The following is a 26,260-nucleotide window of genomic DNA, read 5'->3' as shown; positions in this document are numbered from 1 at the left end:
CCCTTATATGATTGATACGTTTTTTGTACAAACTACTTTTTTTATTATATATACTGCCTGTTCTAACTCTTCATTCGTGACAATGAGTGGCGGTAATAGTCTTATAACATTAGGCCCTGCTTGTAATACGAGAAGTCCTTCGTTTTCTAGTTGTTCTATAAAACTTGCAACTTCATGCTTACACTCAATCCCAATCATAAGCCCCTTACCACGTATATTTTGAATACATTCGACATGCTGTAATTCCTCTTGCAACTTCTCTAATACATACTCGCCTTTTTCTTGTACTTCTTTTAAAAACAATGGTCTTTTACTCACTTGCAATACTTCTTTCGCTGCAGCCATCGCGATGTAATTCCCGCCAAAAGTTGAACCGTGTGATCCTGCAGTAAACGACGTTCCGAGCTCTTTCCCGCCAATCATCGCTCCGACAGGAATCCCATTCCCAAGTGCCTTTGCAACGGTAACGATATCAGGCTCTATTCCCACTTGTTCATAAGCGAATAGTGTTCCAGTTCTTCCTATCCCCGTTTGTACTTCGTCTATAATAAATAAGGAACCGAACTTATTACATAATGTTTCAATCTCTTTCAAAAAAGATAAATCAGCAGGTATTACTCCTCCCTCTCCTTGAACTACTTCTACCATTACCGCCGCAACTTCTTCATTCATTACTTCCTCTAATGCTTTAATATCGTTAAAAGGGATATGTAAAAAAGATGGAAGTAATGGACCAAATCCTTCTTTTACCTTATCTTGGCCTGTTGCACTCATCGTTCCAAATGTTCTACCGTGAAAAGACTGCTGGCATGTTACGACGAGAGATTTTCCAGTATGCTTACGTGCTAACTTTAAAGCCGCTTCATTTGCCTCTGCCCCACTATTACAGAAAAACACATAATCTAATGCTCTATTTTCTGTTAATAATGACGCAACTTCTTCTTGTAAGCTGTTTGTAAACAGGTTAGATATATGCCATATATCATCAAGTTGCTCTTGTACACCTTTGAGAACAGTAGGGTGACAATGTCCTAAATTACATACGCCAATTCCTGATGTAAAATCTAAATATTGCTTACCTTTATTATCAATAACTTTCGTTCCAGTTCCCTTTACAAACTCAATAGTTCTTCTGCCATACGTTTGAAAAAGATGACTCGTCATGCAATACTCACACCTTTCGTTACCGTCGTTCCAATACACTCTCCCGTAACCTCAGTAAAATCTTTTGTACCATTCACAATACTTATCTTTTGCACTCCCATTTTTAATGATGCTAGTGCCGCCTGTACTTTCGGAATCATCCCACCTGTAATAACACCTGTTTCTATAAAAGTTGCAATTTCAGATTCATCCGTTTCCTTTACCAAATTCCCTTCATGTAATATTCCATCTACATCCGTAATAAAAATCAGCTCTTTTGCCCCTAACGCGGCCGCAATCCCAGCTGCAGCATTGTCCGCATTTATGTTATAAATTTCATTACCATTTACCCCGATTGGAGCAATAACAGGAATATACCCCATATTTATTAATCCTTTTAATAAGGCTGTTTCTACATAACTTACTTCTCCCACATATCCTATCTCCTCGCTGACAGGTTGAACTTGAAGTAAATTACCGTCACACCCTGAACAACCTACAGCAAGTAAATTATGCTTTTGTAAATTCATTACGAGTTTTTTATTCGTACTTCCGCATAGCACCATTTGAACAACATCCATAACTTCTTTTGGTGTTACGCGTAATCCATCTCTTTTTTCTACGTTGATGTTACAATCTTTTAATTTGGCATCAATTTCTGGCCCACCACCATGAACAATCACCACTTTATACTTCTGTTGCAATTTCTTTATACAATCAAAAAACACAGCATTTAATTCATTCAACATACTACCGCCGCATTTCACTACAATATAATCGCTCATCTTCTCTCTCCTTATGTACGATAACAAGCATTTATTTTCACATATTCATAGCTTAAGTCACAGCCCCAAGCTGATCCTGTCTCTTCACCTAAGTGTAAGTACACATTAATGACTATTTCATCTTCTTGTAATCTCTCTTTCATTTCTTCTTCAGAAAATATTTGAGGCTCACTATTTTTTAATACCGATATAGATTGAAGAGTAATGTCAATTGTGTTCGGATGAATAGCTACTTCACTTTGTCCAATACTGCTAATAATTCGCCCCCAGTTTGGGTCTTCACCATGTATTGCTGTTTTCACAAGACTCGAACCGACTATTTGCTTTGCAATTTTTTTTGCCTCTTCATTCGTTTGAGCTCCTAGCACATTTACTTCTATTAACTTCGTAGCTCCTTCACCATCTTGCGCAATTTTTTTCGCTAAATCTTCACATACTTGCTGTAAAGCACATACGAAAGTTTCCCAATCTGTATGTTCCATATTTATCGGCCTTGTTTCTGATAATCCACTTGCCATAACGATGACCATATCATTCGTAGAAGTATCTCCATCTACCGTAATTTGATTAAATGTATGATTCGTTATTTGTGATAACGCTGTTTGCAATACGTCATGCTCTATATGAGCATCTGTCGTAATAAAACTAAGCATCGTTGCCATATTCGGATGAATCATCCCTGAACCTTTTGCAACACCCGCAACCGCCACTTTCTTCCCATCAATAATCATTTCATAGCAAGTTTCTTTCGTTATAAGATCCGTCGTTAAAATTGCTTCAGAAAAACAATATGCTTCACTTTCTTCCTTCGTCGGTATAAGAGTCGCAACTCCCTTTCGGATTATATCCATCGGCAGTGGAACACCAATTACACCTGTTGAAGCTACTGCAACGTAATTTTCTTTCATCCCAAAATGTTCCGCCCCTAATGCGCGCATCTCGTATGCGTCTTGTAATCCTTTCATTCCAGTACAAGCATTTGCATTTCCACTATTAACGATAATTGCTTGTAACTTCCCTTCTGCCGTTATACTATCCTTCGTTACTTGCAAAGGAGCTGCTTGTATTTGATTCGTTGTATACACAGCGGCACATGATGCTGGTACATCACAAACGATGGCACCTAAATCCTTTTTCTCCTTTTTTAAACCATTTGCAGTACCAATTGCCGAAAAGCCTTTCGGCGTTACAATTGAACCATTTTCTAATTTTGTAATAGACGCTACTTTAATCATCATGTCCCCCTTATAGATAAAGCGGCATATGTTGTAAACCTGTTGTCTCTTCTAGTCCCGCTATTATGTTTGCATTTTGAATCGCTTGCCCAGCCGCGCCTTTCATCATATTGTCTATAACAGAAACGACCGTAACTCTTTCAGCTCTTTCATTGTAAGCTATGCCAATATCACAATAATTTGAGCCTCTCACTTCTTTTGGACTTGGAAATTTCCCTTGCGTACAAATTCGGATGAAAGGCGATTGTTCATACGTTTCTTCATACAATTTTTGAAGTTGCTTTGTTTCCATCTTTTGTTTTACTTTTGCATAAAGTGTAATCATGATTCCTCGTGATATCGGTATTAAATGTGTGCTAAATGTAATTGGCTGTGATTCACTATTCCATTCTGTAAGCATTTGCTCAATCTCTGGAACGTGCTGATGCTCATTCACTTTATAAATGTGCAAGTTATCATATAGCTCAGGAAAGTGAGTCATTGTTGTTGGTGTTTTACCTGCTCCTGATACCCCTGATTTCGCATCAATAATAATCGAATCTTCTTCAATCATGCCGCTACGTACTAACGGCGCTATCGCTAGCAATGTGGCTGTAGCAAAACATCCTGGGTTTGCAATTAAATTTGCCTTTTGAATCCCAGTCCTTTTCCATTCACTTAACCCATACACTGCTTTTCTAAGAATTTCTTCTTTCGCTGCTGGCCTTTTATACCACAGTTCATATGACGAAGGATCTATCATACGAAAGTCTCCAGATAGGTCAATTACTTTTAAACCTTCTGCTAATAACTTGGGAGTTAACTCCGCCGATACTCCTGCTGGGGTTGCTAGAAATACAATTTCTGCTTCTTTTCCTATCGTCTCCACATCAATTTCTTGTAACGTATGAAAAAGGACATTTCGAAGATGCGGATATACATTTGTTATACACTCACCAACTTGTGAAAAAGAATGGAGAGATGCTATCGAAAAATATGGATGTTGTTCTAATAAACGAATTAACTCAATGCCCCCATATCCAGTGGCTCCAATAATTGCGACTTTCATAAGTTCCTCCTCATATCGATTCTTTAAATTAAGTATGATTATAATATTGTATATTTATAGAGTCAATTAAATATTTATAAATTTTTAAATCTAAAAAAACTTAATTTTATTAGAAAAACAATATACTCAACCGGATTTTTATACAAAAATAGTGCATAGTAGTTTTTTTATTTCACTTCAAGTACAATAGAACAATACATACGTACATACAGGCGGGGAAAAATATGAACGAAAAATTAATTGAGAAAATGATTATAAAAAGTTTTCAACAATATCAATGCAGTCCAATATCAAAAGAAGATCAGGAAATGCTAGTGAAACATATTCAAACGGTGACTCATTCAAATATTGAAATTGATTTATACGAGGAAATTGAGGATATTGTTTATGATTATGTAACTGGAAAACAATAAAAAATAGGAGATTTCCATATGGAAATCTCCTATTTTTTACTTAATGATTTACCTGCTACACGTTCAAATAAACCTGGGAATAAAGCATAAAGTTTCGGGCCAATTCCCATCCACTTCGGTAAGTTTACTTCACGTTTTTTCGTGTGCATCGACTTTACGATTTGTTCTGCTACGTATGTTGGTTTTAACATGTAACGTCCCATATTCTTTACATATGTACCAGATTGATCCGCTATTTCAAAAAAGTTTGTATCTATCGGACCTGGATTAATTGCTGTAACATAAATATCTGTATTCGCTAATTCCATGCGTAAACTATTCGTAAATCCTAATACGGCGTGTTTCGTTGCTGCATAAGCACTCGATTTCGGAGTTGCAATTTTTCCAGCAAGTGAAGCAATATTAATAATATGTCCTTCATTCTTGTTTACCATATAAGGTAGTACCGCTTTCGTACATGCTACTAATCCAAATACATTTACTTGGAACATATCTTTTACTTCACCCATTGACGCATCTTCAAACGTTTTAAAAATACCAAATCCCGCATTGTTTACTAATATATCAATACGTCCCACTTCTTGTAATACCTTTGAAAAAACAGACTGTACTTCCATCTCTTCACTTACATCTAATACATAATAATAGCAAGGCGTATTATAAGTTTCTTTAATTTTGTCTACTAACGCTTGTAGTTTCTCTTCTGTTCGAGCCATTAATACTGGAGTCGCTCCCTGTGCTGCAACTTGCATTGCAACTTGCTCACCAATTCCACTAGAAGCACCTGTAATGACGATTACTTTATTTTGTAAACGTCCTGTCATTGCTGTCACCTACTTTGCATAATAAATCAATTGTTGCGATGACTCATCAATCATCACTTGTTGATTATATGCTAAATAGTCCAATTGTCCAACCGTTTCTGAAATAGTAAGTGGTAATTGTTCTTTATATAATACCGGAAATAGTTTTACACATACTTCAAATGCTGTCATTGGTTTTTCCTTTAATAACTCAAGTACTTTAAAAGCACGTGTTTCTTGCTTTTGTAATCTCGTTTCAATAAGTTGTTTCACATTTAGAACATCTTCCCCATGCCCTGATAAAATGCGTGAAATATTCATTTCGCTTAAACGCTGTAATGTTTGATTATATTGTAGTAATGGGCGTGCCCGTTCTGTTTGCCCTTCATATGGTGGTTCTAGTATTGGATTCGAAGAAATATGACTAATGAGAGCATCTCCACCAATTAATATTCCATCAGATTCTCTATATAAAGAAATATGAGTAGAAGCATGACCTGGTGTTTCAAGCACTGTAAATCCAGGCAAAGAATTAATACGATCTCCTTCTCTCACAGTATGCGTTAACGATCTATTACAAGAATATTTAAGTGTCCTCGTCGTCAATAACGACTCGTCTTTCAAAAATGCTACTGGCACACCAAACTGTAAGGCCGTCTCTCTAAAAAATTCATGATACCGCTTTAAAAACTCTGGATTTTGTGTGATCCAAGGCTCATTCCAAGGATGTCCAATAATATTCGTCTTCTCAGAAAATATATTTAAAAGTCCACAATGATCTGCATGATGATGCGTAATGACTACTGTTTCAATATCTTCTATCGTATGTCCTAATGTACCTAATTGACTTTCTAACGCATTTCTTGCCTCTTCTGTATTCGTCCCTGTATCAATTAATGTTAATGTCTCCCCCTCAACTAAAAACACATTCACAGTTTCCACTGCAAATGGTACAGGAATCTCCATTCGGTGAATCGCCGTCATGCTTAGCCCCCCTGTCTCTTTCCGGTTCAAAAATGAATACTTCTTCAGTTTACAACTTCTATATATATTTGTCATTATTTTCAGATAAAAAGAGGTGTTTCCTATAAAAAAACGAATGTATGTACATTTATAAGAATTTCTAACCAAAATTAAAGGAGGAACATCATGTCTATTCAAAACATTTCCTTTCTCGGTGCAGGCTCTATTGCTGAAGCTATTATTGGTGGCTTGTTACATGCAAATGTTGTTAAATGTGAACAAATTACTGTAAGTAATCGTTCTAACGAGACAAGATTACAAGAGCTACATAAAAAATACGGTGTCAAAGGTACTCATAATAAAAAAGAATTACTTACTGATGCAAATATTCTTTTTCTAGCAATGAAACCAAAGGATGTTGCAGAGGCGCTTATCCCTTTTAAAGAATACATAAATAATAACGTGCTTATTATTTCATTACTAGCAGGTGTTTCTACTCACTCAATTAGAAAACTACTTCAAAAAGACGTTCCAATTATTCGTGCAATGCCAAATACATCCGCAGCCATTTTAAAATCAGCTACCGCTATCTCCCCTTCGAAACATGCAACAGCGGAACATATTCGCACTGCAACATCTTTATTTGAAACGATTGGTCTCGTCTCTGTTGTAGAGGAAGAAGATATGCATGCTGTCACTGCATTATCCGGAAGTGGACCTGCTTATATTTATTACGTAGTGGAAGCTATGGAAGAAGCTGCAAAAAAAATTGGTTTAAAAGAAGATGTTGCAAAATCACTTATTCTTCAAACGATGATTGGTGCTGCTGAAATGCTAAAAGCAAGTGACAAACACCCTTCTATTTTGCGAAAGGAAATTACTTCTCCTGGCGGAACTACCGAAGCAGGTATTGAAGTATTACAAGAACATAAATTTCAACAAGCACTTATTTCTTGTATTACACAGGCAACGGAACGATCACATAATCTTGGAAAAACATTAGAACAACTAACAAAAGAAAAATAAAAAAAAGGAGCTCAAGTTTATTTGAGCTCCTTTTTCTATAATTACACTTAGTTATTGTTCTTCCCAAAAATCTCTTCTTGCAGGCGACGACCAGTCGGCGTTGCTGCAAGTCCACCTTCCGCTGTTTCACGAAGTGCTACTGGCATCGTTTGTCCGATTCTAAACATTGCCTCAATTACTTCATCACATGGAATTGTACTCGTTACACCAGCTAATGCTAAATCTGCTGAAATCATCGCATTTGCAGCTCCTGCTGCATTACGTTTTACACAAGGTACTTCTACAAGTCCTGCAACAGGATCACACACTAAACCAAGCATGTTCTTTAATGAAATTGCCATCGCTGTAGCTGCTTGATCTTGTGTTCCACCAGCCATCTCAACTGCAGCTGCAGCCGCCATTCCACTTGCTGAACCAACTTCAGCTTGGCATCCTCCTGCAGCACCAGAAATACAAGCGTTATTCGCAACAACCATACCGAAAGCTCCTGCTGTAAATAAGAATTCAATCATTTCTTCACGTGTAGGCTGCAATTTTTCTCTTAGCGCAAATAGTACACCTGGCACTGTTCCAGCAGACCCTGCTGTTGGTGTTGCACAAATAATTCCCATCGCTGCGTTTACTTCATTTGTTGCAACAGCTTTGCTTACTGCATCCAAAATCGTATCTCCAGATAAGCCTTTTCCACTCTTCATATACGCTTGAACTTTTACAGCATCTCCACCAGTTAAACCAGTTGGTGATTTCACGCCGCGAATACCACGTTCTACTGCTTGTTCCATCACGACTAAGTTCTTTTCCATACCAGCAATTACTTCTTCACGTGAAATACTTCTTGTTTCCATTTCACATTGAATCATAATTTCTGCGATTTTTACATTTTGTTCTTTAGCTTGCGCCACTAGTTCCGCTGCGTTCCGAAACATGGTGTGTCCCCCCTGCAATTAATCCATAATAGTTACTTGACAAATATTTTGTTGCGCTTTTATTTCTTCAATCACTTCATCTGCTAATAATTCATCTGTTTCAATAACCATAAGCGCTCTTCTTCCTTTTTCTTTACGAGAAACACTCATTGTACTAATGTTAATCTCGTTTGTAGCAAGGATTGAAGCTACTGCTGCAATAGCACCAAAGCGATCGTTATTTACAATAAGTAGTGCTGGACTTGTGCCTGATAATTGAAGATCGAATCCGTTTAATTCTACAACTTCAATTTTACCGCCACCAATTGAGCAAGCAACAACTTCAATTTCTTCTTCACCTTTATACAAACGAATTTTCGCTGTATTTGGGTGAGGTGCATTGGCATCTTCTTCAATGAATTCCACTTCAATTCCGCGCTCTTTTGCTATTTCTAGCGCCTCTGGAATACGTAAGTCATCTGTTTCAAATCCTAATATTCCACCGATTAGTGCTACATCCGTACCATGCCCTCGATACGTCTTTGCAAATGATCCATATAACGAAATGCTTACTCTTTCTGGTTCATGACGAAACAGCTGGCGAGCAACTTGCCCCATTCTTGCCGCGCCTGCTGTATGTGAACTTGATGGTCCAATCATAACTGGACCGATAATATCAAATACTGAGCGATACTTCATCATAACTCCCCCTAAACCTCTATGCAAAAATTTATTCTACTATTCTATTAACCTGCTACATCTGTCGCTTTTCCAGTTGTACCACGAATTTGTTCTGCTGTATGAATTGGATAATTTTTAAATAAAAGTAATCCAATATAACCTGAAATAATACCAGTTATAATAATACATAAGAATCTTAGCATTATTTTCATTAAAAAATGATATAAGATAATCCACAATAAAGTCTGGTAGCAATCCAAAGTTTAACACAGAAGCCATTGCAAGGATAGCATAAACAAGCGATATCTTTCCTATTATAATTCTCATGTTACTCTCTCATGGTTTAGTCAACTTCACTTGTTACGATAATAACTAAAAAGCATGTGACTTATCATAAATTATAATCTGCCCTCATTATAGCTTGTTTTTTATAAAACGCTTACTTTTGTTGAATTTTAAAAGTTCTGAATAAAAGTCCATTCCTACTATTTGTATCACTTGTATGTCATCTGACTTATATAACAGTTTTTCTAAATAATCATTATTTCGTATTTTTATCGTATATATTCAAACCATTCTAATTTTCTGTATCATCCAAGTATAAGTATAAAATAATAACAGTTTTATTTTTAAATTTTTTTAGACATAAAAAAATGGTAACCCATTGTTACCATTTTTTACAAAATTATTATTTTTCTACTGGGAATGATTTCAAATCTGTCGCTATTTCTGTATTAGAAAACAACTCTCTTGCCTCTTTCAATAATTCCTTATATGTATCTCCTTGATAGCGAGAACTAATGTGAGTTAAGATTAATCGCTTCGCATTTGCCTGAAGTGCAATGCTCGCAGCTTGCTTAGATGTGGAATGAAAATAATCATGCGCTTGTTGCTCATCTTCTGCTGCGAAAGTCGCTTCATGGACAAGTACATCTGCATCTTGCGCAAGCTCCCTACTCGCTTCGCAATATCGCGTATCACCTAAGATAGTAATAATTCTTCCTTTTTGAGGTGGGCCGATAAACTCATTTCCATTTAATATCGTGCCATCCTCTAATTCAACTACTTCTCCATCCTTTAAACGTTTAAAGATTGGACCTGGTTTCACACCCATCTCAAGCAACTTATCAACTAAAAGAGCACCTTGTATATCTTTCTCTACAATACGATATCCAAAACATTCTATACCGTGTGACAATCTTTTCGTTTCTACATAAAATTCATTATCTTCAAATACGGTACCTTCTTCTGTTATCTCCACAACTTCAAGTGGATATTTCACATGTGTCGTACTTACCGATAATGCCACTTCAATAAATTGTTTAATTCCTTTCGGTCCATACACCGTTAAAGGCGTAGTTCCTCCTTGAAATGAACGGCTACCTAATAAACCAGGCAATCCAAAAATATGATCGCCATGTAAATGCGTAATAAATATTTTTTCAATGCGGCGCGGACGTACAGATGTATGTAATATTTGATGTTGCGTGGCCTCGCCACAATCAAATAACCAAGTTTGTCCTCGTTCTTCTAACAATTGTAAAGCAATTGCTGAAACGTTCCTTCCTTTTGAAGGAACACCTGCACCAGTTCCTAAAAATACAAATTCCACTTTCTTTCCTCCAGCTCTAAATATACTCTATCTCTCATCTTACGGAATGTTATTTCAAATGGCAAATTGAATTTACATAACCAATCATCTAGACAACTATATAACACGAACATTATACTTAAAAAATTTAGCAATCGTTCGTGTTTTGTGTTAAAATGATTATACTACATTTTAAGGGAGCGTTTTATTATGAAAGAAGTATTTCGTTTACAAACTGATTTTTCATCTTCATTTGATCGCTGGGTAAGTTCTTTCGTGTCTGATCACCCAGCACAATTAGAATGGACAACTTTAAAGGAATTAATCCATGAATATACAACATCACATACAAATGATACGTTACCAGCATATATTTCTTCAGCTTTAACATATTACGCCCAACGCGTTTCAACTACAAACAGTTCAGAGATTGTTATTTTTGAAAACCCTACAATCTCGTAATCTATAATAAAAAAGCACTGGTTACAGTGCTTTTTTATTTATACTTATTTAGCAAATGATTATATTCCGTCCAAAAGTCTGTATACATACTTTGATCAAACTCATCTAAAATTATCTTTTCACTTGATTTATTGAATAATTCTTTTGCTTGTAGCGCAAAAGAAACAATTTGTTTTCTATATTCATTTTCATTTACTTCTATATGAAGCCCTTCATAGTATATAGCCTTTTGATCAGTAGAAATAACTTTGACAAAATTCTTTAAAACCACATTTTCACCTATATGGTTTATAGTCCAATGAATTGAAATTGGGCATCCTAACATGAGCATAGTGCCACATCCGTGCAAAATAAGCCCCTCTTCATTTTCAATATCACAAATATATTCTTTATCTAAAGTTCGTAACAGAGCTAAAGCTGATTCACTTATTCCCCATTCCTCATCCATACCTGTTTGTGTAATAATCGTTCCATCCACATTTAAATAAATTTCCCCGTGAGAACATAAATCTTCCTGCTCATTAAACAACCACTTTTGATTCTCAATATTTATAATAAAATTTTGTGGTATCATTACAAATTCCCCTTTTATAAAAATATTTATTTTCCACATTATTTATAATTAATATCATGTATTTCATCCCATATATCTATTATAAATCCATTTAATATTTTAAAAACACAGATAAAAAAGATATTGACACTACGATTTTACAGTGCTAACATTCAACATGTAATTGAATATGGTCTCTGTTAGGTGAGGCTCCTGTATAGAGAAACGCTGCTGCCCAAAAATGTCGAGAGACGCCAATGGGTCAACAGGAAAGGTCGGAATGAAGGCCTTTTTTAACGTAGCTGGTTTCAGTACCTATGCTATACAGTGCTAAAACTCAACGAGGGAGAGGTGCATGTATTTTGTCATACACAAAAACTGTTTTTATTTATGTCTACTAGCAGTCTTTGTTGTGGACTCTTTTAACTGCGAATTCAGACCTTTACTCGTTTTGAGTAAAGGTCTTTTTACGTCTATATGCACCTTACTATGAAACAAACATAGCATATTCAGAAACTACTAAATTGTACGGAGGTGAGGAACAGTTGGCAATTGATGATTCGGCCCAGATACCCATACGTTTTACATTCATATTTCATCATGTAGGTAGGAAAGAAACTGTTCCTCACCATTTCAAATAGTTAGGTAACAGATTGTTTCCTCCTTCATGACAGAGGAGGAACTACCGATGTTTAATTTACAAAGACAAGAAACAAAGCATGCTTATGAGCAAGATAGCATGAAAACAAATAACGAATTATTAGTGGAGATTGCAACACAAGATGTAATCTCTGCGTTAAAACTTCTAGAAACAACACAAGATGGATTATCTAAACAAGAAGTGGCTCGTAGACTTTCTTTATACGGTCCGAACGAAATAGCTCATAATAAAATGGCGCCGTGGTACATTCAATTTCTGCTGGCATTTAAAAATCCATTTATTTTCGTTTTATTAGCTCTTGGAGCACTCTCCTTTTTCACAGATGACATACAAGGAACAATTGTCGTATCTGCAATGGTACTACTTAGTGCAACGATTCGGTTTTCCCAAGAATTTCGTTCTCAAAAAGCTGCCGATAAGTTAAAGGCTATGGTTCGAACAACTGCGAGCGTATTTAGAATAAATGGATTTGTACATGAAACAAAAAATGTAACGAATTTAAATCGAAATTACACAACAGAAATTCCAATTGAGGAACTTGTACCTGGCGATATTATTTCCCTTTCAGCTGGTGATATCGTTCCAGCTGATGTGCGTGTTGTATCCGCTAAAGATTTATTTGTTAATCAATCTTCTTTGACAGGGGAAGCACTTCCTGTAGAAAAATACGAACACTGCTACCATACAGAAAATAAGCATATCTTACCGAAAAACATGAAAAAAAATTACAATCCACTCGATATGGAAAACCTTTGCTTCATGGGAACAAATATTGTAAGTGGTAGCGCAAAAGCTGTTGTCATCTCAACAAGTACCGATACGTATTTCGGCTCTTTAGCAAATAAGGTAATCGGAAAGCGTGTAGAAACAAGCTTTGATAAAGGTGTAAACAAAGTAAGCTGGCTCTTAATTACATTCATGCTTATTATGGCGCCTATCGTCCTTCTCATTAACGGATTCACAAAGGGAGATTGGCAAGAAGCTTTCTTCTTCGCTATTGCCGTTGCTGTTGGCCTTACACCTGAAATGTTACCAATGATTGTAACTGCTAATTTAGCTAAAGGTGCCGTTAACATGTCTAAACAAAAAGTAATTGTAAAACAGCTAAATTCTATTCAAAACTTAGGTGCTATGAACATTCTTTGTACAGATAAAACCGGAACTTTAACAGAAGATAAAGTTGTCCTTGTTCGTCACTTAGATTCTAATGGAAATAAATGCAATCGTGTCTTGCAATTTGCCTATTTAAATAGTTTCTATCAAACTGGATTGAAAAACTTAATAGATAAAGCTGTTATTAAGCATACAGAGGAAAACAATACATTTGACCCATCAGCTTTTCAAAAGCTAGATGAAATTCCATTCGATTTCGCCCGCCGGCGTATGTCAGTCATCGTAAAAGATATTTCAGGTGAACATACAATGGTTTGTAAAGGTGCCGTAGAAGAAATTTTATCAATTTGCAACTACACTGAAGTGGATAAAAAAATCGTTACACTCACTGAGGAAATACGCTCAAATGTCAAAAAACTAAGCGAGACATTGAATAGTGAAGGTATGCGGGTTATTGCTGTGGCTTATAAAAAAGATAGAAACATAAATGATAAAGAGTACGCAGTAAAAGACGAAACTGATATGATTCTCGCTGGATATATCGGCTTTTTAGATCCCCCGAAACCATCTGCAGCAGCTGCAATTCAAGCATTACAAAAGCATGGTGTACAAGTGAAAATTTTAACTGGCGATAACGAAATTGTTACACGAAAAGTTTGTAAAGAAGTTGGATTAGATATCGGCGAACCAATCCTCGGTTACGAGATTGATTCTTTACCAGATAAAGCATTAGCAAAACTTGCTGAAGAAACGACTGTATTTGCGAAGCTTAATCCAATGCAAAAATCTCGCATTATACACGCATTACAAGGAAACGGACACACTGTAGGTTACATGGGAGACGGCATTAACGATGCTGTAGCATTACGTGAAGCTGATGTCGGAATATCTGTTGATACTGCTACTGATATTGCGAAAGAAGCTTCTGATATTATTCTACTCGAAAAAAGTTTAACTATATTAGAAGCCGGGATTGTAGAAGGACGTACTACATTCGGAAATATTTTAAAATATATTAAGATGACAGCTAGCTCTAACTTCGGTAATGTGTTTAGCGTGTTAGTAGCAAGTGCTTTCATTCCTTTTTTACCGATGCTTGCCATTCATCTTTTAATTCAAAACTTACTTTATGATATTTCACAACTTTCTATTCCATGGGACAAAATGGATAAAGAGTTTCTAGAAAAACCCCGAAAATGGGATACTGCAAACTTACGAAACTTCATTATTTGTATCGGCCCAATTAGTTCCATATTTGATATTATCACATACGTAGTCATGTGGAATGTATTTGGCGCAAATACACCGAGCGAGCAATCATTATTCCAGTCCGGTTGGTTTGTGGTTGGATTGTTAACACAAACTTTAATTGTTCACATGATACGAACACAGAAGATTCCATTTATTCAAAGCGTTGCATCAACACCCGTCGTTTTATTAACCGCTCTTATTATGGCAATCGGGATTTATATTCCATTCTCACCACTTGGTGCAGCCGTTGGTTTACAAGCATTGCCACTTAGCTACTTCCCTTGGTTAGTAGGAATACTATTAGGCTACGCTTTTTTAACACAATTCCTGAAAAAGCTTTATATTAAAAAGTTTCATAGCTGGTTGTAAAAATAAGAATGAGTGGGTATTCCCCGCTCATTCTAAAAGACATAACACATATTTATATATGGAGGTGACCATGATGGTATGGTACGACATTATATTCAGATTAGTTATAGCAATTATTGTAGGAGCTTGCATTGGAATGGAAAGACAATGGAGACATCGAATGGCTGGGTTACGAACAAATGCTCTCGTATCACTTGGTGCCTGTATATTTGTTTTATTATCCGTCATGCTTGATCATGATGCTAGCCCCTCCCGCATTGCTGCTCAAGTCGTTAGTGGCATTGGCTTTTTAGGGGGTGGCGTTATTATCCGCGATGGTTTTAGTATTAGAGGGCTAAATACGGCAGCTACTTTATGGTGTGCAGCTGCTGTCGGTACTCTTACAGGCGCCGGTTTCCTCGTTGCAGCTATATTAGGTGCAGCCGGCGTGTTACTAGCAAATATACTTCTTCGCCCAATTGCTCTTTTTATGAATAAAAAATCAAAAGAAGAATCACCTGAACAAACGAACTACTTACTTTCCCTTACTTGTTCAGAGGAAAATGAAGCACATATTCGTTTTTTACTTATGCATATGGTAAGTACAGAAGGGCTCGGTTTAAAAGAGTTGTATAGTGAAGATGTAGATTCTAATCAAAAAGTTTGTATACAGGCTACATTACATTGCAAGACAAATGCAGCTATCTTAATTGAAAAAATAGTAAGTAGAATGCTATTAGAATCTGGCGTTACTGGAGCTGGATGGAAGACTTCTTTAGATTTAGAAGCGAGTTAAATAGGAAAGGTGTCATGATTTTTACTACTTCATGACACCTTCTACATAAACTTATTTTCTAACTTTTGTTGAAACGACTTCTCTTGCTTACGTAGTAGTTGACTACCTCGTTGTAAAAGTGGTGTTCCATACTTATCATTAATTTGATCAATGACCGCAAGTAGCGGTTCTTTTTTTGCATCCTCTTCAAATGAAAACAAATCTAATTGTTTCACCGATTCTGTCTTCCACTCTATTTCAGTAGCTGTAACACCTAGTAAACGAACGGAATCACCATCCCAATGTTGCTTCCATAAACGGGATGCTGCTTGAAAAATATCGCGTTCTTCCCAAATCGCATTTTTCAATTGCTTACTCCGTGTTACTGTTCGCCTATCATGGTATTTAATCATAATTTGAATATTATAGCTGACAAGGGTTCGCTTTTGTAACCTTTTACTCACTGACTTTGATAAACGTTCTAACATATCAAGTAATTCTTTCTCTTCATCCATATCCTTTGAAAAAGTCATCGAGTTACCGACACTTTTATGCTGTCCCATTTGACTCGGATCCACTTCCCTATCATCCATACCTTTTGCACGCCTTTGCAAATCAACACCGTGCTTGCCAATTTTAGCGCGAATGATATGCTCGTCTCCCTTTGCCAACTGTTCAATTGTCTGTATATGAATATCATTTAATTTTTCAGCTGTTTTCTCACCAATTCCATGCATTGCTCCAACTGGACGTGGCCAAATCAGTTCTGGAATATCGCGTTTTCGAAGCACGGTAATACCAAGTGGTTTTTTCATATCTGAAGCGGTCTTTGCTAGGAAAAGATTTGGAGCGATTCCAATACTACACGGAAGCTGCAACTCTGTTAATAGTGCTTGTTGAATCATCTTTGCTATTTCAAGAGGAGAACCAAGTGCGTAGCAATCTGTAATATCTAAATATCCTTCATCTATTGAGACTGGTTGTATCTTTTCTGTAAAACGAGAAAGGACTTGAAACATTTGAAATGAAGCTTCGCGATATAATGTGAAATTAGGACGCCTTACAACTAATTGCGGGCATAACCTTTTCGCTTCCCAAAGGGGCATCGTCGTACGTATTCCGTATTCTCTCGCCTCATAACTACATGTTATAATAATTCCTTTTCTCTCTTTTTCATTTCCAGCAACCGCTAATGGCTTTCCTTGTAATGATGGATCATGAGCAATTTCAACAGATGCGAAAAAGCAATTCATATCTACATGTAAAATTACACGACCATTTTTCGGATACATTTCTCGCATAGTACTCACTCCCTAATCAGAACGTTCGTTCTTTTATTATATCAAATTTTGCACAATAGTTATAATAATTACTTGTTCTTTTTTATAATCCATATAAAGAGGATACACATGTGAAAGAGGCTGATTATGGTGAAATTAACTATATGTTCCTTGTAGTTATATTAATTATTTACTCCTTCCAATTTTCAACATGAATACGTTTGGATTTTTCTCTCGTCTAATATTATATACTGCTATGATTTTTCTTGTATTGGCTTATACGCCTTGTAAAAACAATCGAATCAAAATAAAAAGCGTGTAAATCACAATTGATTTACACGCTTTTTCTATTCTATTACTTCGCTACTTCTTCAATAATTGCAACAACTAATTCTGCTGTTTTTGCTAACTCTTCAACAGGAATCTTCTCGTTTGTTGTATGAATTTCTTCATAACCAACTGCCAAGTTAACTGTTGGGATACCGTGTCCTGCAATTACGTTTGCATCACTTCCGCCACCACTTTGGTGAAGAGAAGGTGTACGACCAATTTTTTCAGCTGCACGTTTTGCAACTTCTACAACGTGATCGCCATCAGCAAATTTAAATCCTGGGTACATAACGTTTACTTCAACGTCTGCATGACCACCCATTTCTTTTGCAGTTGTTTCAAATGCTTCTTTCATTTTCGCAACTTGTGCTTCCATTTTCTCATTGATTAAAGAACGAGCTTCTGCGAAGATTTGTACATGATCGCAAACGATATTCGTTTGTGTACCACCTTCAAAACGTCCAATGTTTGCAGTCGTTTCAGAGTCAATGCGACCAAGTGGCATCTTCGCAATTGCTTTCGCTGCGATAGTAATTGCAGATACACCTTTCTCCGGTGCTACACCAGCGTGAGCTGTTTTCCCGCGAATAATTGCGTTCACTTTCGCTTGTGTTGGAGCTGCAACAACGATTTCACCAACTTTTCCATCACTATCTAATGCGTAGCCATACTTCGCTGTAATACGCTCACGATCTAAAGCTTTTGCACCAACAAGACCTGATTCTTCTCCGACTGTAATAATAAATTCAATTTTACCGTGAGGGATATTTTTCTCTTTTAAAACACGGATAGCTTCGAACATTGATGCTAATCCAGCTTTATCATCCGCACCTAAAATTGTTGTACCATCTGATACGATATATCCATCTTTAATAGAAGGCTTAATTCCATTACCAGGAACTACTGTATCCATATGAGAAGTAAAGTAAATTGTATCAACACCATCTTTTGTTGCTGGTAAAGTACAAATTAAGTTACCTGCACCATGACCCGTTACAGCCATTGTGTCATCTTCAAATACTTCTACACCTAAATCTGTAAATTTCTTCGTTAATACTTTGCAGATTTCTGCTTCAAATTTCGTTTCAGAATCTACTTGTACTAATTCCATAAATTCATTTACTAAACGTTCTTGATTAATCATAAGACTGCGCCTCCTGCACTACCATTATGTATGTAACACTATTAATTATAACAGAATTTCGCAAAAGTTTCGAAATACAAGACAAAAAACAGATGGTTTACATGTCTAGATAACCATCTGCTTTCTATTACTCATTTAACAATACCCAGCGCATATGATCCTCCCACACGCCATTTACCATTAACATCTTCCTAGACACGCCTTCATATTGAAAACCTATCTTCGTCACTACTTGTATAGATGCTAAATTACGAGGCATAATCGGAGCTTCTATACGATGTAACTGAAATTCCCCAAAAGCAACTTGAATTGCTTTTCTAAGCGCTTCTGTCGTATACCCTTTGTTTAACTCTGCTTTATCTAATTTATAACTGAGTACACAAGATTGATAAATGCCACGAACGATTAAATTAAATGAAATACACCCAATTATTTTCGTATCATCACCCTTTTTAAAAATCCATAGTCTGATGATTTTCCCTTCTTCGAACTCTTTTCTATCCTTTTGCAACTTTTTCTTTTGATAATCTAGCGTAAAAAAATCATCCGGTCTATACTCTTCCCAAGCTTTTAAAAATTCACGATTTCTGTCGTAATATTGAAGAACTGTTTCAGCATACGACTCATCAATTTCCCTTAAGTATAAACGATCTGTTTCGTATATTTTCATCATCGTATCTCCATTCTTCAGCTTGCCCAACTAAAAATTAACAATATACCCTTTTACTATATTCTCTACACACACTCAAATTTCCTGTTATATTTTGCAACCCCTTCCCGAATTTTGTCCTTACTCTCCCCTTGTCCATAATTTCATTTCTCGTTACAATGAAATTGTACTGATTTGCAAGGAGGTATAACGATGCATAAAAAAGCTCAAAAAATTATGGTTTATGTGATGCTAATTTCTATGCTTGTAACAACATTACTTGCTGGCGCGAGTATGTTTTGGTAAAAAGGGCGATGTGTTCGTCCTTTTTTTACTTTTTACACATGACAAAATAAACCATCTCGACATCGAGATGGTTTATTTTATATAAAACACAATCGCTACAATACTAAAGGAAAATGACATTACAAGTGCTATTACAAAACTTGTATATTGTTTCTGCTGAAATGCCCCAATAACAAAAGTGAGATTAAGTAATGCCATACATACAATCGCTACAAGATAAGAACATATATTAAAAGTTGCCAATATGAATGTAATAACAAATAGAAATCCCATAAAAAACTGCATATACGAAAGTTTTGGATTCAAGTACATATGAGCAACCCCTTTATCTAATTTTATCTTTCTATACTTTCATTAACGCATGGTTATGTACACATGTCAAGACAACTTATTACAATAGAAAAAGCCAACCTTTTCGTTGGCTTCTTCATATGCAACGGCTCCTTTTTCTTTTGCCAATTGCTGAAATGATTTTTTCGATTTCACAATCCATACTTTCGTTCCAATTGGAATACGATCAAACAAATATTCCACATCATTTTTCTTCATTCTTATACATCCTTGTGAAATATACTTTCCAATTGAACTCGGTTGGTTTGTTCCATGTATTCCATATTTACTTCCATCAGTTCCCCTTGCATTAAATCCAATCCACCTTGACCCAAGTGGATTTTTTGGCGATCCACCTGGAATATCCTTCGCAATGTAATACGGATCCTTCGCTTTCATTACAACATCAAAAGTTCCTTCTGGAGTTAATTCATTCGTTTTCCCTGTCGCTACTGGAAAAACCTTTTGAATCTTTCCATCGTCAATGTAAGCTAATTTATTCGTTGCTTTATTTACAATAATAAAAGAATCTCCGGCACGTGGATTATCCCCAAGAGGCCAAATTGGCGATAAAGAAAGACATAATATGATAGAGAGAAGATACGGCATAGATAATTCCTACCTTCTATATAAGTTCTTTTATATTATCCTTTCCCTTAAAGCGACTTTTAATGAGTAAATATTGTTCCATTTCATACACAAGTTGAACAAGTTTCGCACGTATCTCAAATTCTTCGCGTGTAGCTGGCAATGGCATGTCTCTAAATAATCCCCTCATTTCCTGAAGCTGCCTTAAGGAAATAACGCCTGTACTCTCAGGGCTAATAGCATTACCAATATTTTCAACAACATCTGCAATCATGTCAGCTTGTTCATACGTCCACGATAAAGAAGCTGCTAGTGGTATCATTCGCTCTAAAATTTCGAATTGTTGCATACGCATATTAAAATAACGATAGTAATAATCATCTTCTCGCATAAATGCATTTTCAAGTTTTTTAAACGATAAATCTCTTGCTTCATTTAACATATTCTCGGTTTCAATGAGTTCTGATCCACTCCAACTACTTTCTCGATTTCGTAAATACACAACCATTTCAAACAAAATCGTTTTAAAATTACTCTCTATTTTATCCTGATACTCTTTTAGCTTATTTTCACTACTCGGCATATACATATTTACTAATAACGCCACGCTAATTCCTATCGTTAATATAGCAATTTCATTTCCAACTATAAACCATGTAATTTGCTTCAATGAATATAGATGCATAACAATAACTGAACTCGTGACAATACCTTCTTGAATTTTAAGCATTACTGCAGTCGGAATAAATGTAAGTAACAATATGCTAATTGCAAGTGGTGTATAGCCGATCGTTTCAAAAATACAAAACGCGAATACCATTGATAATACACACGCTAGAAAACGATGTAACGACACTTGAAGCGATTTGCGCTTCGTATTTTGTACACATAAAATAACTAAAATACCTGCTGAACTATAAAATTCTAATCCTAATAACTGAGCAATAAAAACTGCCGCGCCTGTCCCTATTGCTGTTTTTACTGTACGGTATCCAATTTTGAACATATCATTGCTCCTATATGTATAAACGTATTTACAGCTAGTATAAAAAAAGGATGACACAATGTCATCCTTTTCTACTTATTATTCACATAACCTTTTCATATTACAATATTTTTTGTAAAAATTGTTGCGCACGTTCACTTTTCGGCGCTGCAAAAAATTCTTCTGGCGCACTATCTTCTACAAGCTTTCCTCCGTCCAAGAAAAGAACACGATCTGCCACTTCTTTTGCAAAGCCCATTTCATGTGTAACGATAGCCATCGTCATTCCTGTCGTAACTAACGATTTCATAACTTCTAACACTTCTTTCACCATCTCTGGATCTAGCGCCGATGTCGGTTCATCAAATAACATAACTTCCGGTTCCATCGCTAACGCTCTTGCAATTGCTACACGTTGCTTTTGTCCTCCCGACAAACGATTCGGATACGTATTTTTTTTATCTACTAATCCAACCTTTTCTAAAAGTTTCTCAGCTTTCTTTTCAGCTTCTTGCTTCGTTACCCCTTTTACATTGATAGGAGCATACGTAATATTTTCTAATACAGTCATATGAGGAAATAAGTGAAAATGCTGAAATACCATACCGACATTTTCACGAACATGCATAACATTCGTTTTCGGATTCGTTACTTCTTCCGTTCCAATCCAAATGTGACCATCCGTTGGTGCTTCTAACATATTCATACAACGTAAAAATGTTGATTTTCCTGATCCAGAAGGTCCTATAATTGCAACTACTTCCCCTTTTTCAATCGTTGTTGTAATTCCTTTTAATACTTCGTTTTTACCAAATGATTTATGAAGGTTTTCAATTTTAATCACTTTTCTTCATTCTCCCTTCAATTGCCTTCCCGACTAATGTAAGAATAATGACTAACATATAATAAATCAGTCCAACAAAAAGTAATGGTTCAAGATATTTAAATGTCTCACCGCCTACAATGTAAGCACGACGCATTAAATCAGTCGCGCCTATTACTGTTACTACAGCTGATTCTTTCGTAAGTGTCGCAAATTCGTTCACAAGCGCTGGTAATATATTTTTTAATGCTTGAGGGAAAATAATATTTCTCATCATTTTTCCGTATGGTATCCCTAAAGCCATTGCTGCTTCTGTTTGTCCTTTATCAACTGCTTGAATACCAGCACGAATTACTTCTGACATGTATGCACCTGAATTCAAGCTAAATGCAAGTACAGCTGCTAAGAATGCTGGTATTTCATAACCAATTATTTGCGGGACACCGAAATAAATAATCATTAATTGCAATACAAGTGGTGTACCACGAAAAATTGATGTATAAAAATCTGCTGCTATATTTAATGCTCGTATTCTAGCAATTTTACAAAGTGCTAATAACGTTCCTAAAATAAATCCTGCTAAAGCTGATACCGCTACAATTTTCAAAGTAACTTCTAAACCTTTTAGTATATATGGTATCGAAGGCGTAATCGCCGAAAAATCTAAGTTCATTCTTTTCATTCCCCTCACAGAAAAGTGAAAGGCAGCTTATTTTCCGCTGCCAAACCATTTCTTCACTAATTTATCCATTTCTCCATTTTCTTGCATTTTTTTAATTACTTTATTAAATTCAGCTGTTTTATCACTGTTTTTCGGAAGGGCAATTGCTGCTCCAACTTCTTCTGGCGCTTCTTTAATTTCAATTCCTTGTAAATCTTTCATTTTCTCTAAATAATTTTTAGCAACTGTGTCTTCTATAATTGCAGCGTCAAAACGACCAGCTTTAATTTCTTGTACGATTTCTGGTATACGGTCACGTCCCTCAACTTGGAAATCTACTTGTTTTTTAAATTCTGCCGCTTTCTCTTCTTGAATAGATCCTGTTTGTACCCCTACTTTTTTCCCTTTTAAATCCTCTACAGATTTAATGTTAGAATCCTTTTTAGAAACAACCATATTTTTCGCAACAAAATAAATATCTGTAAAATCAACATTATTTTTACGCTCTGCAGTTGGCGTCATGCCTGCCATTACGAAATCAACTTTTCCTGAACTAAGAGATGCTAATAAACCACCAAAATCCATATCTTTCACTTTCACTTCATACCCAAGTTCTTTTCCGATATATTTAGCAACATCAACATCAAAACCAATAATTTCATCACTTTTTGAAGCTTCCACGTATTCATATGGTTTATAATCTGCTGAAGTCCCCATTACGAGTACTTTCTTATTTCCTTTTGTTTCTTTTGATTCCCCATTACTACAAGCGCTGAATATACTTACAATTAAAATAAGTGCAAACGATATTGATACTAACTTCTTCATCTTTCTTCCCCCTAATAATGTATATTTAAAAGTTTAATAGAATATTTATTCGATGTTTGTATTGTATCAGCACTTTTATTTTTATGCAATATATAAAATAAAAATAAATAATAAAGCAATATAAATGCTATTTGTTATGTATAAAATGATGCATAAAATAACATAACTATGCATATCTCTGAAATTTTAATAATAAATAAAAAAGGCGGCACATCCACTTGATTGTGGACGTGCCGCCTTTTCTCTTATTTTTTATAGTTCTTCACAATTCTCTTCAAAATATGATTGTAGTTTCGCAATAACTTGCATCGGTTCATGACCTTCAATTTCATGACGCTCTACCATCGTTACAATTTTTCCATCTTTTAATAAAGCAAATGATGGAGAAGAAGGTGGGTACCCTTCGAAATATTCACGCGCTCTTGCTGTCGCTTCTTTATCTTGACCTGCAAACACCGTTACAAGGTGGTTAGGACGTTTATCATAATGTACGGAATGCGCAGCAGCAGGACGAGCAATACCACCTGCACAACCACATACAGAGTTTACCATTACAAGTGTTGTTCCATTTCTTTTAAACGCTTCTTCTACCGCTTCTGGCGTCGTCAATTCTGTATATCCAGCAGAGACAATCTCTTCACGCGCTTGGCGGACAACATCATTCATAAAAAAGTTAAAATTAATCACTCTTTTCCCTCCTCTAAAACTACCTATTTGTATCTTACCAGTTAATGTTTATGAAATACAAGTAAGTTTACTTGTATTTCAGTATAGAAAAGGTGTTAGAGCAATTGCTCTAACACCTTTTCTTTAATGACCACGATGTTTTTGCTTTGCTTTTTGTACTTTAATTAAACGTCTTCTTTCTTTTTCAGCTTCTCGCTTCTCCTTAGACTGCACTTTCTTTTCTTGTTTATGCAATTCATAAGATAAACTAATCGCCTCTTGCGCCTTAGTAAAACGTTTAACATTTGTTTCTTTTGCTGCTTGTCGTATGATACGCTTTATGTTTTTAGGACGCTGTTTTTCTTTAACTTCTACACCACATTTTGCAAAATGCTGAAAATGCTCTAAAAGTGAACTATTCACAAACATAAGCACTTCTTCATCTGACGGTTCCGCTCCAAAAATATACCTCGCTCCATACAATTTCCCTTGTTCTTTACATGTAATGATTCCAACAAAAAATTGGCCATCGTGATATACTGTCAACTCCATTGACAGCCCCTCCTTTAAAAAATTAGAAATACGGGACATCCCGGAGGGGAAGGTTACTGACATGAAATCATGCGTCTGGACTACCAACCAGAGCTGTGTTTTTGTATTTCTTTCACTTTTATTATATCTTTTTTTTCCATAATCTTCATATATTCAACAATCATTTTTTTATGCGATCCTACAATATAGTCAGGTAGTTCTGTTACTGAAAAGAATTTAAGCTGAACTGCTTCTTCTTTATTCATAACAAAATCCCCTTCGTATTCATCCGTATAATAGGCGGTTGTTACAGATTGAAATTCATCACCGTTTGCTAATTTTGTAAAGTAGTTCGCTCCAGAAAATACATTGATTAGTCGCAAGTTCTTCACTTTTATTCCTGTCTCTTCATATACTTCACGATAAGCTGTTTCTTCTGGTGATTCACTAAGCTCCATTAGCCCGCCAGGTAGCCCCCATTTTCCGTACGGCTCTGTCCGCTGCTGCAATAAAACATAACCATTTTCATTTATAACGAGTACAACAGCACCAACTAAAATTAAAGGGCGATGACCAACTATTTTTCGTAATTCTTCTACATATCCCACCGTATCGCCTCCTTTTTCGTTGTCCACACTATTGTATCATATGTACGAAACGACAAAATGCGTATATTTTTCATTTTTTTAACAAAATATTTATTTTATGTGATTCATCTACTGTAGCTAACATAATGGATTCGACTTCTGTACTCTCCTCTAGAAATTCTCTCGCCCACGCTTCTGTTTTTCCTAATAATGCAAGAACATCTTTCTGAATCCTCCCATCCTTTACTAATACAAAAGAAACTGGAGATTTTCTTCCCGCCACTTTAAGATCAAGCCGCGAAACTGCTTCATATTCTGGATACCGAAATATAGAAACGACACCGTTCGCTTCCCATAATGCTAATTTAATCGTTTGAATATCGCTCACATTTCGCATACGAAGTTCCGAAAACAAATATTCCACGGTATTTCTCGCCTTTTTCAAATTGCTAAAATCAATGGAACCATTATGTATAAGAATGATAGGTGCTGGCTCTAAAAAGCGTCTCCATTTATCCCATTTCAGCATTAAAACTGAGCTTATAATATGAAGTACAACGAGTATGAACGTTGTAATCATCGAGCCCAGTAACCCTACTTTTTCATCAGACAATGCGTTAGAAACATTCCCACCAAGCAATAACACTAATACAACATCTAAAAAACGAAGTTGTGCGATAGACCTTTGCCCCATTGCTTTCGCAACTAATATTAAAAATATGTATGCTATAATAGCCCGAATAACCCATTCACTATTAGAAAGATGCCGTGCTCCTTCAAAAATATGCATATGCAT

The 26,260-nt window shown here is 35.9% G+C and carries 30 protein-coding genes and 1 riboswitch; of the genes, 6 read left to right on the top strand and 24 right to left on the bottom strand.

The features are described 5' to 3' along the window. Positions 1-3 precede the first annotated feature (3 nt). Genes CQ064_RS14550 through argC form a run of 4 tightly spaced genes read right to left on the bottom strand, consistent with a single transcriptional unit; the run spans position 4 to position 4,211 of the window. Positions 4-1,164 (bottom strand): acetylornithine transaminase, encoded by a 1,161-nt coding sequence (locus CQ064_RS14550; protein WP_000200543.1) that lies wholly within the window; start codon positions 1,162-1,164, stop codon positions 4-6. Beyond that, positions 1,161-1,928 carry an acetylglutamate kinase gene (gene argB / locus CQ064_RS14545; protein WP_001286789.1) on the bottom strand — a complete coding sequence of 256 codons (768 nt, stop codon included), beginning with the start codon at positions 1,926-1,928 and terminating at the stop codon, positions 1,161-1,163. The genes CQ064_RS14550 and argB overlap by 4 nt, the downstream gene beginning before the upstream one ends. 11 nt (positions 1,929-1,939) lie before the next feature. Next, entirely contained in the window at positions 1,940-3,163 is a 1,224-nt protein-coding gene (argJ, locus tag CQ064_RS14540; RefSeq protein WP_000598387.1) for a bifunctional glutamate N-acetyltransferase/amino-acid acetyltransferase ArgJ, read from the bottom strand. A 10-nt stretch (positions 3,164-3,173) separates the two neighbouring features. Next, positions 3,174-4,211: an N-acetyl-gamma-glutamyl-phosphate reductase gene (argC, locus tag CQ064_RS14535; protein WP_000861238.1), complete on the bottom strand. Its 1,038-nt coding sequence runs from the start codon at positions 4,209-4,211 to the stop codon at positions 3,174-3,176. Positions 4,212-4,435: 224 nt separating this feature from the next. Here argC and CQ064_RS14530 point away from each other — a divergent pair, with 224 nt between their 5' ends. Then, complete coding sequence (locus CQ064_RS14530; RefSeq protein ID WP_001003222.1) at positions 4,436-4,624, top strand: YqzH family protein; 189 nt, start codon at positions 4,436-4,438, stop codon at positions 4,622-4,624. A 29-nt stretch (positions 4,625-4,653) separates the two neighbouring features. Here the strand turns inward: CQ064_RS14530 and CQ064_RS14525 are convergent, their stop codons facing one another. Beyond that, positions 4,654-5,448 carry an SDR family NAD(P)-dependent oxidoreductase gene (locus tag CQ064_RS14525; RefSeq protein WP_000147794.1) on the bottom strand — a complete coding sequence of 265 codons (795 nt, stop codon included), beginning with the start codon at positions 5,446-5,448 and terminating at the stop codon, positions 4,654-4,656. A 9-nt stretch (positions 5,449-5,457) separates the two neighbouring features. Next, positions 5,458-6,411: an MBL fold metallo-hydrolase gene (locus CQ064_RS14520; RefSeq protein WP_000125135.1), complete on the bottom strand. Its 954-nt coding sequence runs from the start codon at positions 6,409-6,411 to the stop codon at positions 5,458-5,460. 165 nt (positions 6,412-6,576) lie between these two features. On the opposite strand from CQ064_RS14520, the gene proI reads away from it, so the two are divergent. Further along, positions 6,577-7,416 carry a pyrroline-5-carboxylate reductase ProI gene (proI, locus tag CQ064_RS14515; protein ID WP_000027242.1) on the top strand — a complete coding sequence of 280 codons (840 nt, stop codon included), beginning with the start codon at positions 6,577-6,579 and terminating at the stop codon, positions 7,414-7,416. A gap of 47 nt (positions 7,417-7,463) precedes the next feature. On the opposite strand, the gene sdaAA is transcribed toward proI, so the two are convergent. The 4 genes from sdaAA to rnz form a co-directional block, all read right to left on the bottom strand. Beyond that, a complete protein-coding gene (gene sdaAA / locus CQ064_RS14510) occupies positions 7,464-8,342 on the bottom strand; it encodes an L-serine ammonia-lyase, iron-sulfur-dependent, subunit alpha (protein WP_000489461.1) in 879 nt (292 codons plus the stop codon). 18 nt (positions 8,343-8,360) lie between these two features. Beyond that, entirely contained in the window at positions 8,361-9,020 is a 660-nt protein-coding gene (sdaAB, locus tag CQ064_RS14505; protein WP_000877449.1) for an L-serine ammonia-lyase, iron-sulfur-dependent subunit beta, read from the bottom strand. A 47-nt stretch (positions 9,021-9,067) separates the two neighbouring features. Then, the gene (locus CQ064_RS33625) at positions 9,068-9,205 is read right to left on the bottom strand and encodes a hypothetical protein (RefSeq protein WP_000943432.1); all 138 of its coding nucleotides are present in this window, start codon (positions 9,203-9,205) and stop codon (positions 9,068-9,070) included. A 485-nt stretch (positions 9,206-9,690) separates the two neighbouring features. Then, complete coding sequence (gene rnz, locus CQ064_RS14495; protein WP_000397454.1) at positions 9,691-10,614, bottom strand: ribonuclease Z; 924 nt, start codon at positions 10,612-10,614, stop codon at positions 9,691-9,693. A gap of 189 nt (positions 10,615-10,803) precedes the next feature. Between rnz and CQ064_RS14490 the strand changes: the two genes are divergently transcribed. Further along, positions 10,804-11,055 carry a DUF3932 family protein gene (locus CQ064_RS14490; RefSeq protein ID WP_000665709.1) on the top strand — a complete coding sequence of 84 codons (252 nt, stop codon included), beginning with the start codon at positions 10,804-10,806 and terminating at the stop codon, positions 11,053-11,055. Positions 11,056-11,089: 34 nt separating this feature from the next. Here the strand turns inward: CQ064_RS14490 and CQ064_RS14485 are convergent, their stop codons facing one another. Beyond that, a complete protein-coding gene (locus tag CQ064_RS14485; RefSeq protein WP_000613045.1) occupies positions 11,090-11,629 on the bottom strand; it encodes a hypothetical protein in 540 nt (179 codons plus the stop codon). Positions 11,630-11,797: 168 nt separating this feature from the next. After that, a riboswitch (M-box (ykoK) riboswitch) is annotated at positions 11,798-11,965 on the top strand. A gap of 331 nt (positions 11,966-12,296) precedes the next feature. On the opposite strand from CQ064_RS14485, the gene mgtA reads away from it, so the two are divergent. Together mgtA and CQ064_RS14475 are read left to right on the top strand one after the other, a co-directional pair. Continuing rightward, positions 12,297-15,002 carry a magnesium-translocating P-type ATPase gene (gene mgtA / locus CQ064_RS14480; protein ID WP_000482680.1) on the top strand — a complete coding sequence of 902 codons (2,706 nt, stop codon included), beginning with the start codon at positions 12,297-12,299 and terminating at the stop codon, positions 15,000-15,002. Between the two features lie 73 nt (positions 15,003-15,075). After that, positions 15,076-15,777 carry an MgtC/SapB family protein gene (locus CQ064_RS14475; protein ID WP_000262338.1) on the top strand — a complete coding sequence of 234 codons (702 nt, stop codon included), beginning with the start codon at positions 15,076-15,078 and terminating at the stop codon, positions 15,775-15,777. A gap of 41 nt (positions 15,778-15,818) precedes the next feature. On the opposite strand, the gene CQ064_RS14470 is transcribed toward CQ064_RS14475, so the two are convergent. The 3 genes from CQ064_RS14470 to CQ064_RS14455 all read right to left on the bottom strand — a co-directional run bounded on the left by CQ064_RS14470 (position 15,819) and on the right by CQ064_RS14455 (position 19,183). Next, a complete protein-coding gene (locus CQ064_RS14470) occupies positions 15,819-17,057 on the bottom strand; it encodes a DNA polymerase IV (protein WP_001208854.1) in 1,239 nt (412 codons plus the stop codon). A 334-nt stretch (positions 17,058-17,391) separates the two neighbouring features. Then, positions 17,392-18,510, bottom strand: coding sequence for a tripeptidase T (locus CQ064_RS14460; RefSeq protein ID WP_000609803.1), 1,119 nt, complete (start codon positions 18,508-18,510; stop codon positions 17,392-17,394). A gap of 127 nt (positions 18,511-18,637) precedes the next feature. After that, positions 18,638-19,183 carry a GNAT family N-acetyltransferase gene (locus CQ064_RS14455; RefSeq protein ID WP_001987197.1) on the bottom strand — a complete coding sequence of 182 codons (546 nt, stop codon included), beginning with the start codon at positions 19,181-19,183 and terminating at the stop codon, positions 18,638-18,640. Positions 19,184-19,372: 189 nt separating this feature from the next. Here CQ064_RS14455 and prli42 point away from each other — a divergent pair, with 189 nt between their 5' ends. After that, a complete protein-coding gene (gene prli42 / locus CQ064_RS33620) occupies positions 19,373-19,465 on the top strand; it encodes a stressosome-associated protein Prli42 (protein ID WP_000549037.1) in 93 nt (30 codons plus the stop codon). A 72-nt stretch (positions 19,466-19,537) separates the two neighbouring features. Here prli42 and CQ064_RS14445 read toward each other — a convergent pair whose 3' ends face one another. From CQ064_RS14445 to CQ064_RS14400, 10 genes are all read right to left on the bottom strand, one after another. Continuing rightward, positions 19,538-19,777, bottom strand: a complete 240-nt coding sequence (locus CQ064_RS14445; protein WP_000281167.1) for a DUF3894 domain-containing protein — start codon at positions 19,775-19,777, stop codon at positions 19,538-19,540. Between the two features lie 66 nt (positions 19,778-19,843). Next, the gene (locus CQ064_RS14440; RefSeq protein WP_001146569.1) at positions 19,844-20,404 is read right to left on the bottom strand and encodes a L,D-transpeptidase; all 561 of its coding nucleotides are present in this window, start codon (positions 20,402-20,404) and stop codon (positions 19,844-19,846) included. A 16-nt stretch (positions 20,405-20,420) separates the two neighbouring features. After that, complete coding sequence (locus CQ064_RS14435; RefSeq protein ID WP_000472669.1) at positions 20,421-21,389, bottom strand: aromatic acid exporter family protein; 969 nt, start codon at positions 21,387-21,389, stop codon at positions 20,421-20,423. Positions 21,390-21,489: 100 nt separating this feature from the next. Next, positions 21,490-22,212, bottom strand: a complete 723-nt coding sequence (locus CQ064_RS14430; RefSeq protein WP_000590203.1) for an amino acid ABC transporter ATP-binding protein — start codon at positions 22,210-22,212, stop codon at positions 21,490-21,492. Next, positions 22,205-22,864 (bottom strand): amino acid ABC transporter permease, encoded by a 660-nt coding sequence (locus tag CQ064_RS14425; RefSeq protein WP_001046915.1) that lies wholly within the window; start codon positions 22,862-22,864, stop codon positions 22,205-22,207. Before CQ064_RS14425 ends, CQ064_RS14430 begins: the two co-directional genes overlap by 8 nt. A gap of 36 nt (positions 22,865-22,900) precedes the next feature. Beyond that, complete coding sequence (locus CQ064_RS14420) at positions 22,901-23,680, bottom strand: transporter substrate-binding domain-containing protein (protein ID WP_000737678.1); 780 nt, start codon at positions 23,678-23,680, stop codon at positions 22,901-22,903. Between the two features lie 252 nt (positions 23,681-23,932). Further along, the gene (locus CQ064_RS14415; RefSeq protein ID WP_001979317.1) at positions 23,933-24,346 is read right to left on the bottom strand and encodes a BrxA/BrxB family bacilliredoxin; all 414 of its coding nucleotides are present in this window, start codon (positions 24,344-24,346) and stop codon (positions 23,933-23,935) included. Positions 24,347-24,490: 144 nt separating this feature from the next. Further along, positions 24,491-24,898: a YjdF family protein gene (locus CQ064_RS14410; protein ID WP_000424203.1), complete on the bottom strand. Its 408-nt coding sequence runs from the start codon at positions 24,896-24,898 to the stop codon at positions 24,491-24,493. 80 nt (positions 24,899-24,978) lie between these two features. Then, positions 24,979-25,485 (bottom strand): NUDIX hydrolase, encoded by a 507-nt coding sequence (locus CQ064_RS14405; protein WP_000542554.1) that lies wholly within the window; start codon positions 25,483-25,485, stop codon positions 24,979-24,981. Positions 25,486-25,555: 70 nt separating this feature from the next. Continuing rightward, positions 25,556-26,260, bottom strand: coding sequence for a DUF421 domain-containing protein (locus CQ064_RS14400; RefSeq protein WP_000550972.1), 705 nt, complete (start codon positions 26,258-26,260; stop codon positions 25,556-25,558).

It is taken from the genome of Bacillus sp. MYb78 (genome assembly GCF_002975115.1).
GTDB classification, from domain to species: domain Bacteria; phylum Bacillota; class Bacilli; order Bacillales; family Bacillaceae_G; genus Bacillus_A; species Bacillus_A cereus.
The sequence above is the reverse complement of the archived record's forward strand: the minus strand, read 5'-3'. Positions and strand labels throughout refer to the sequence as shown.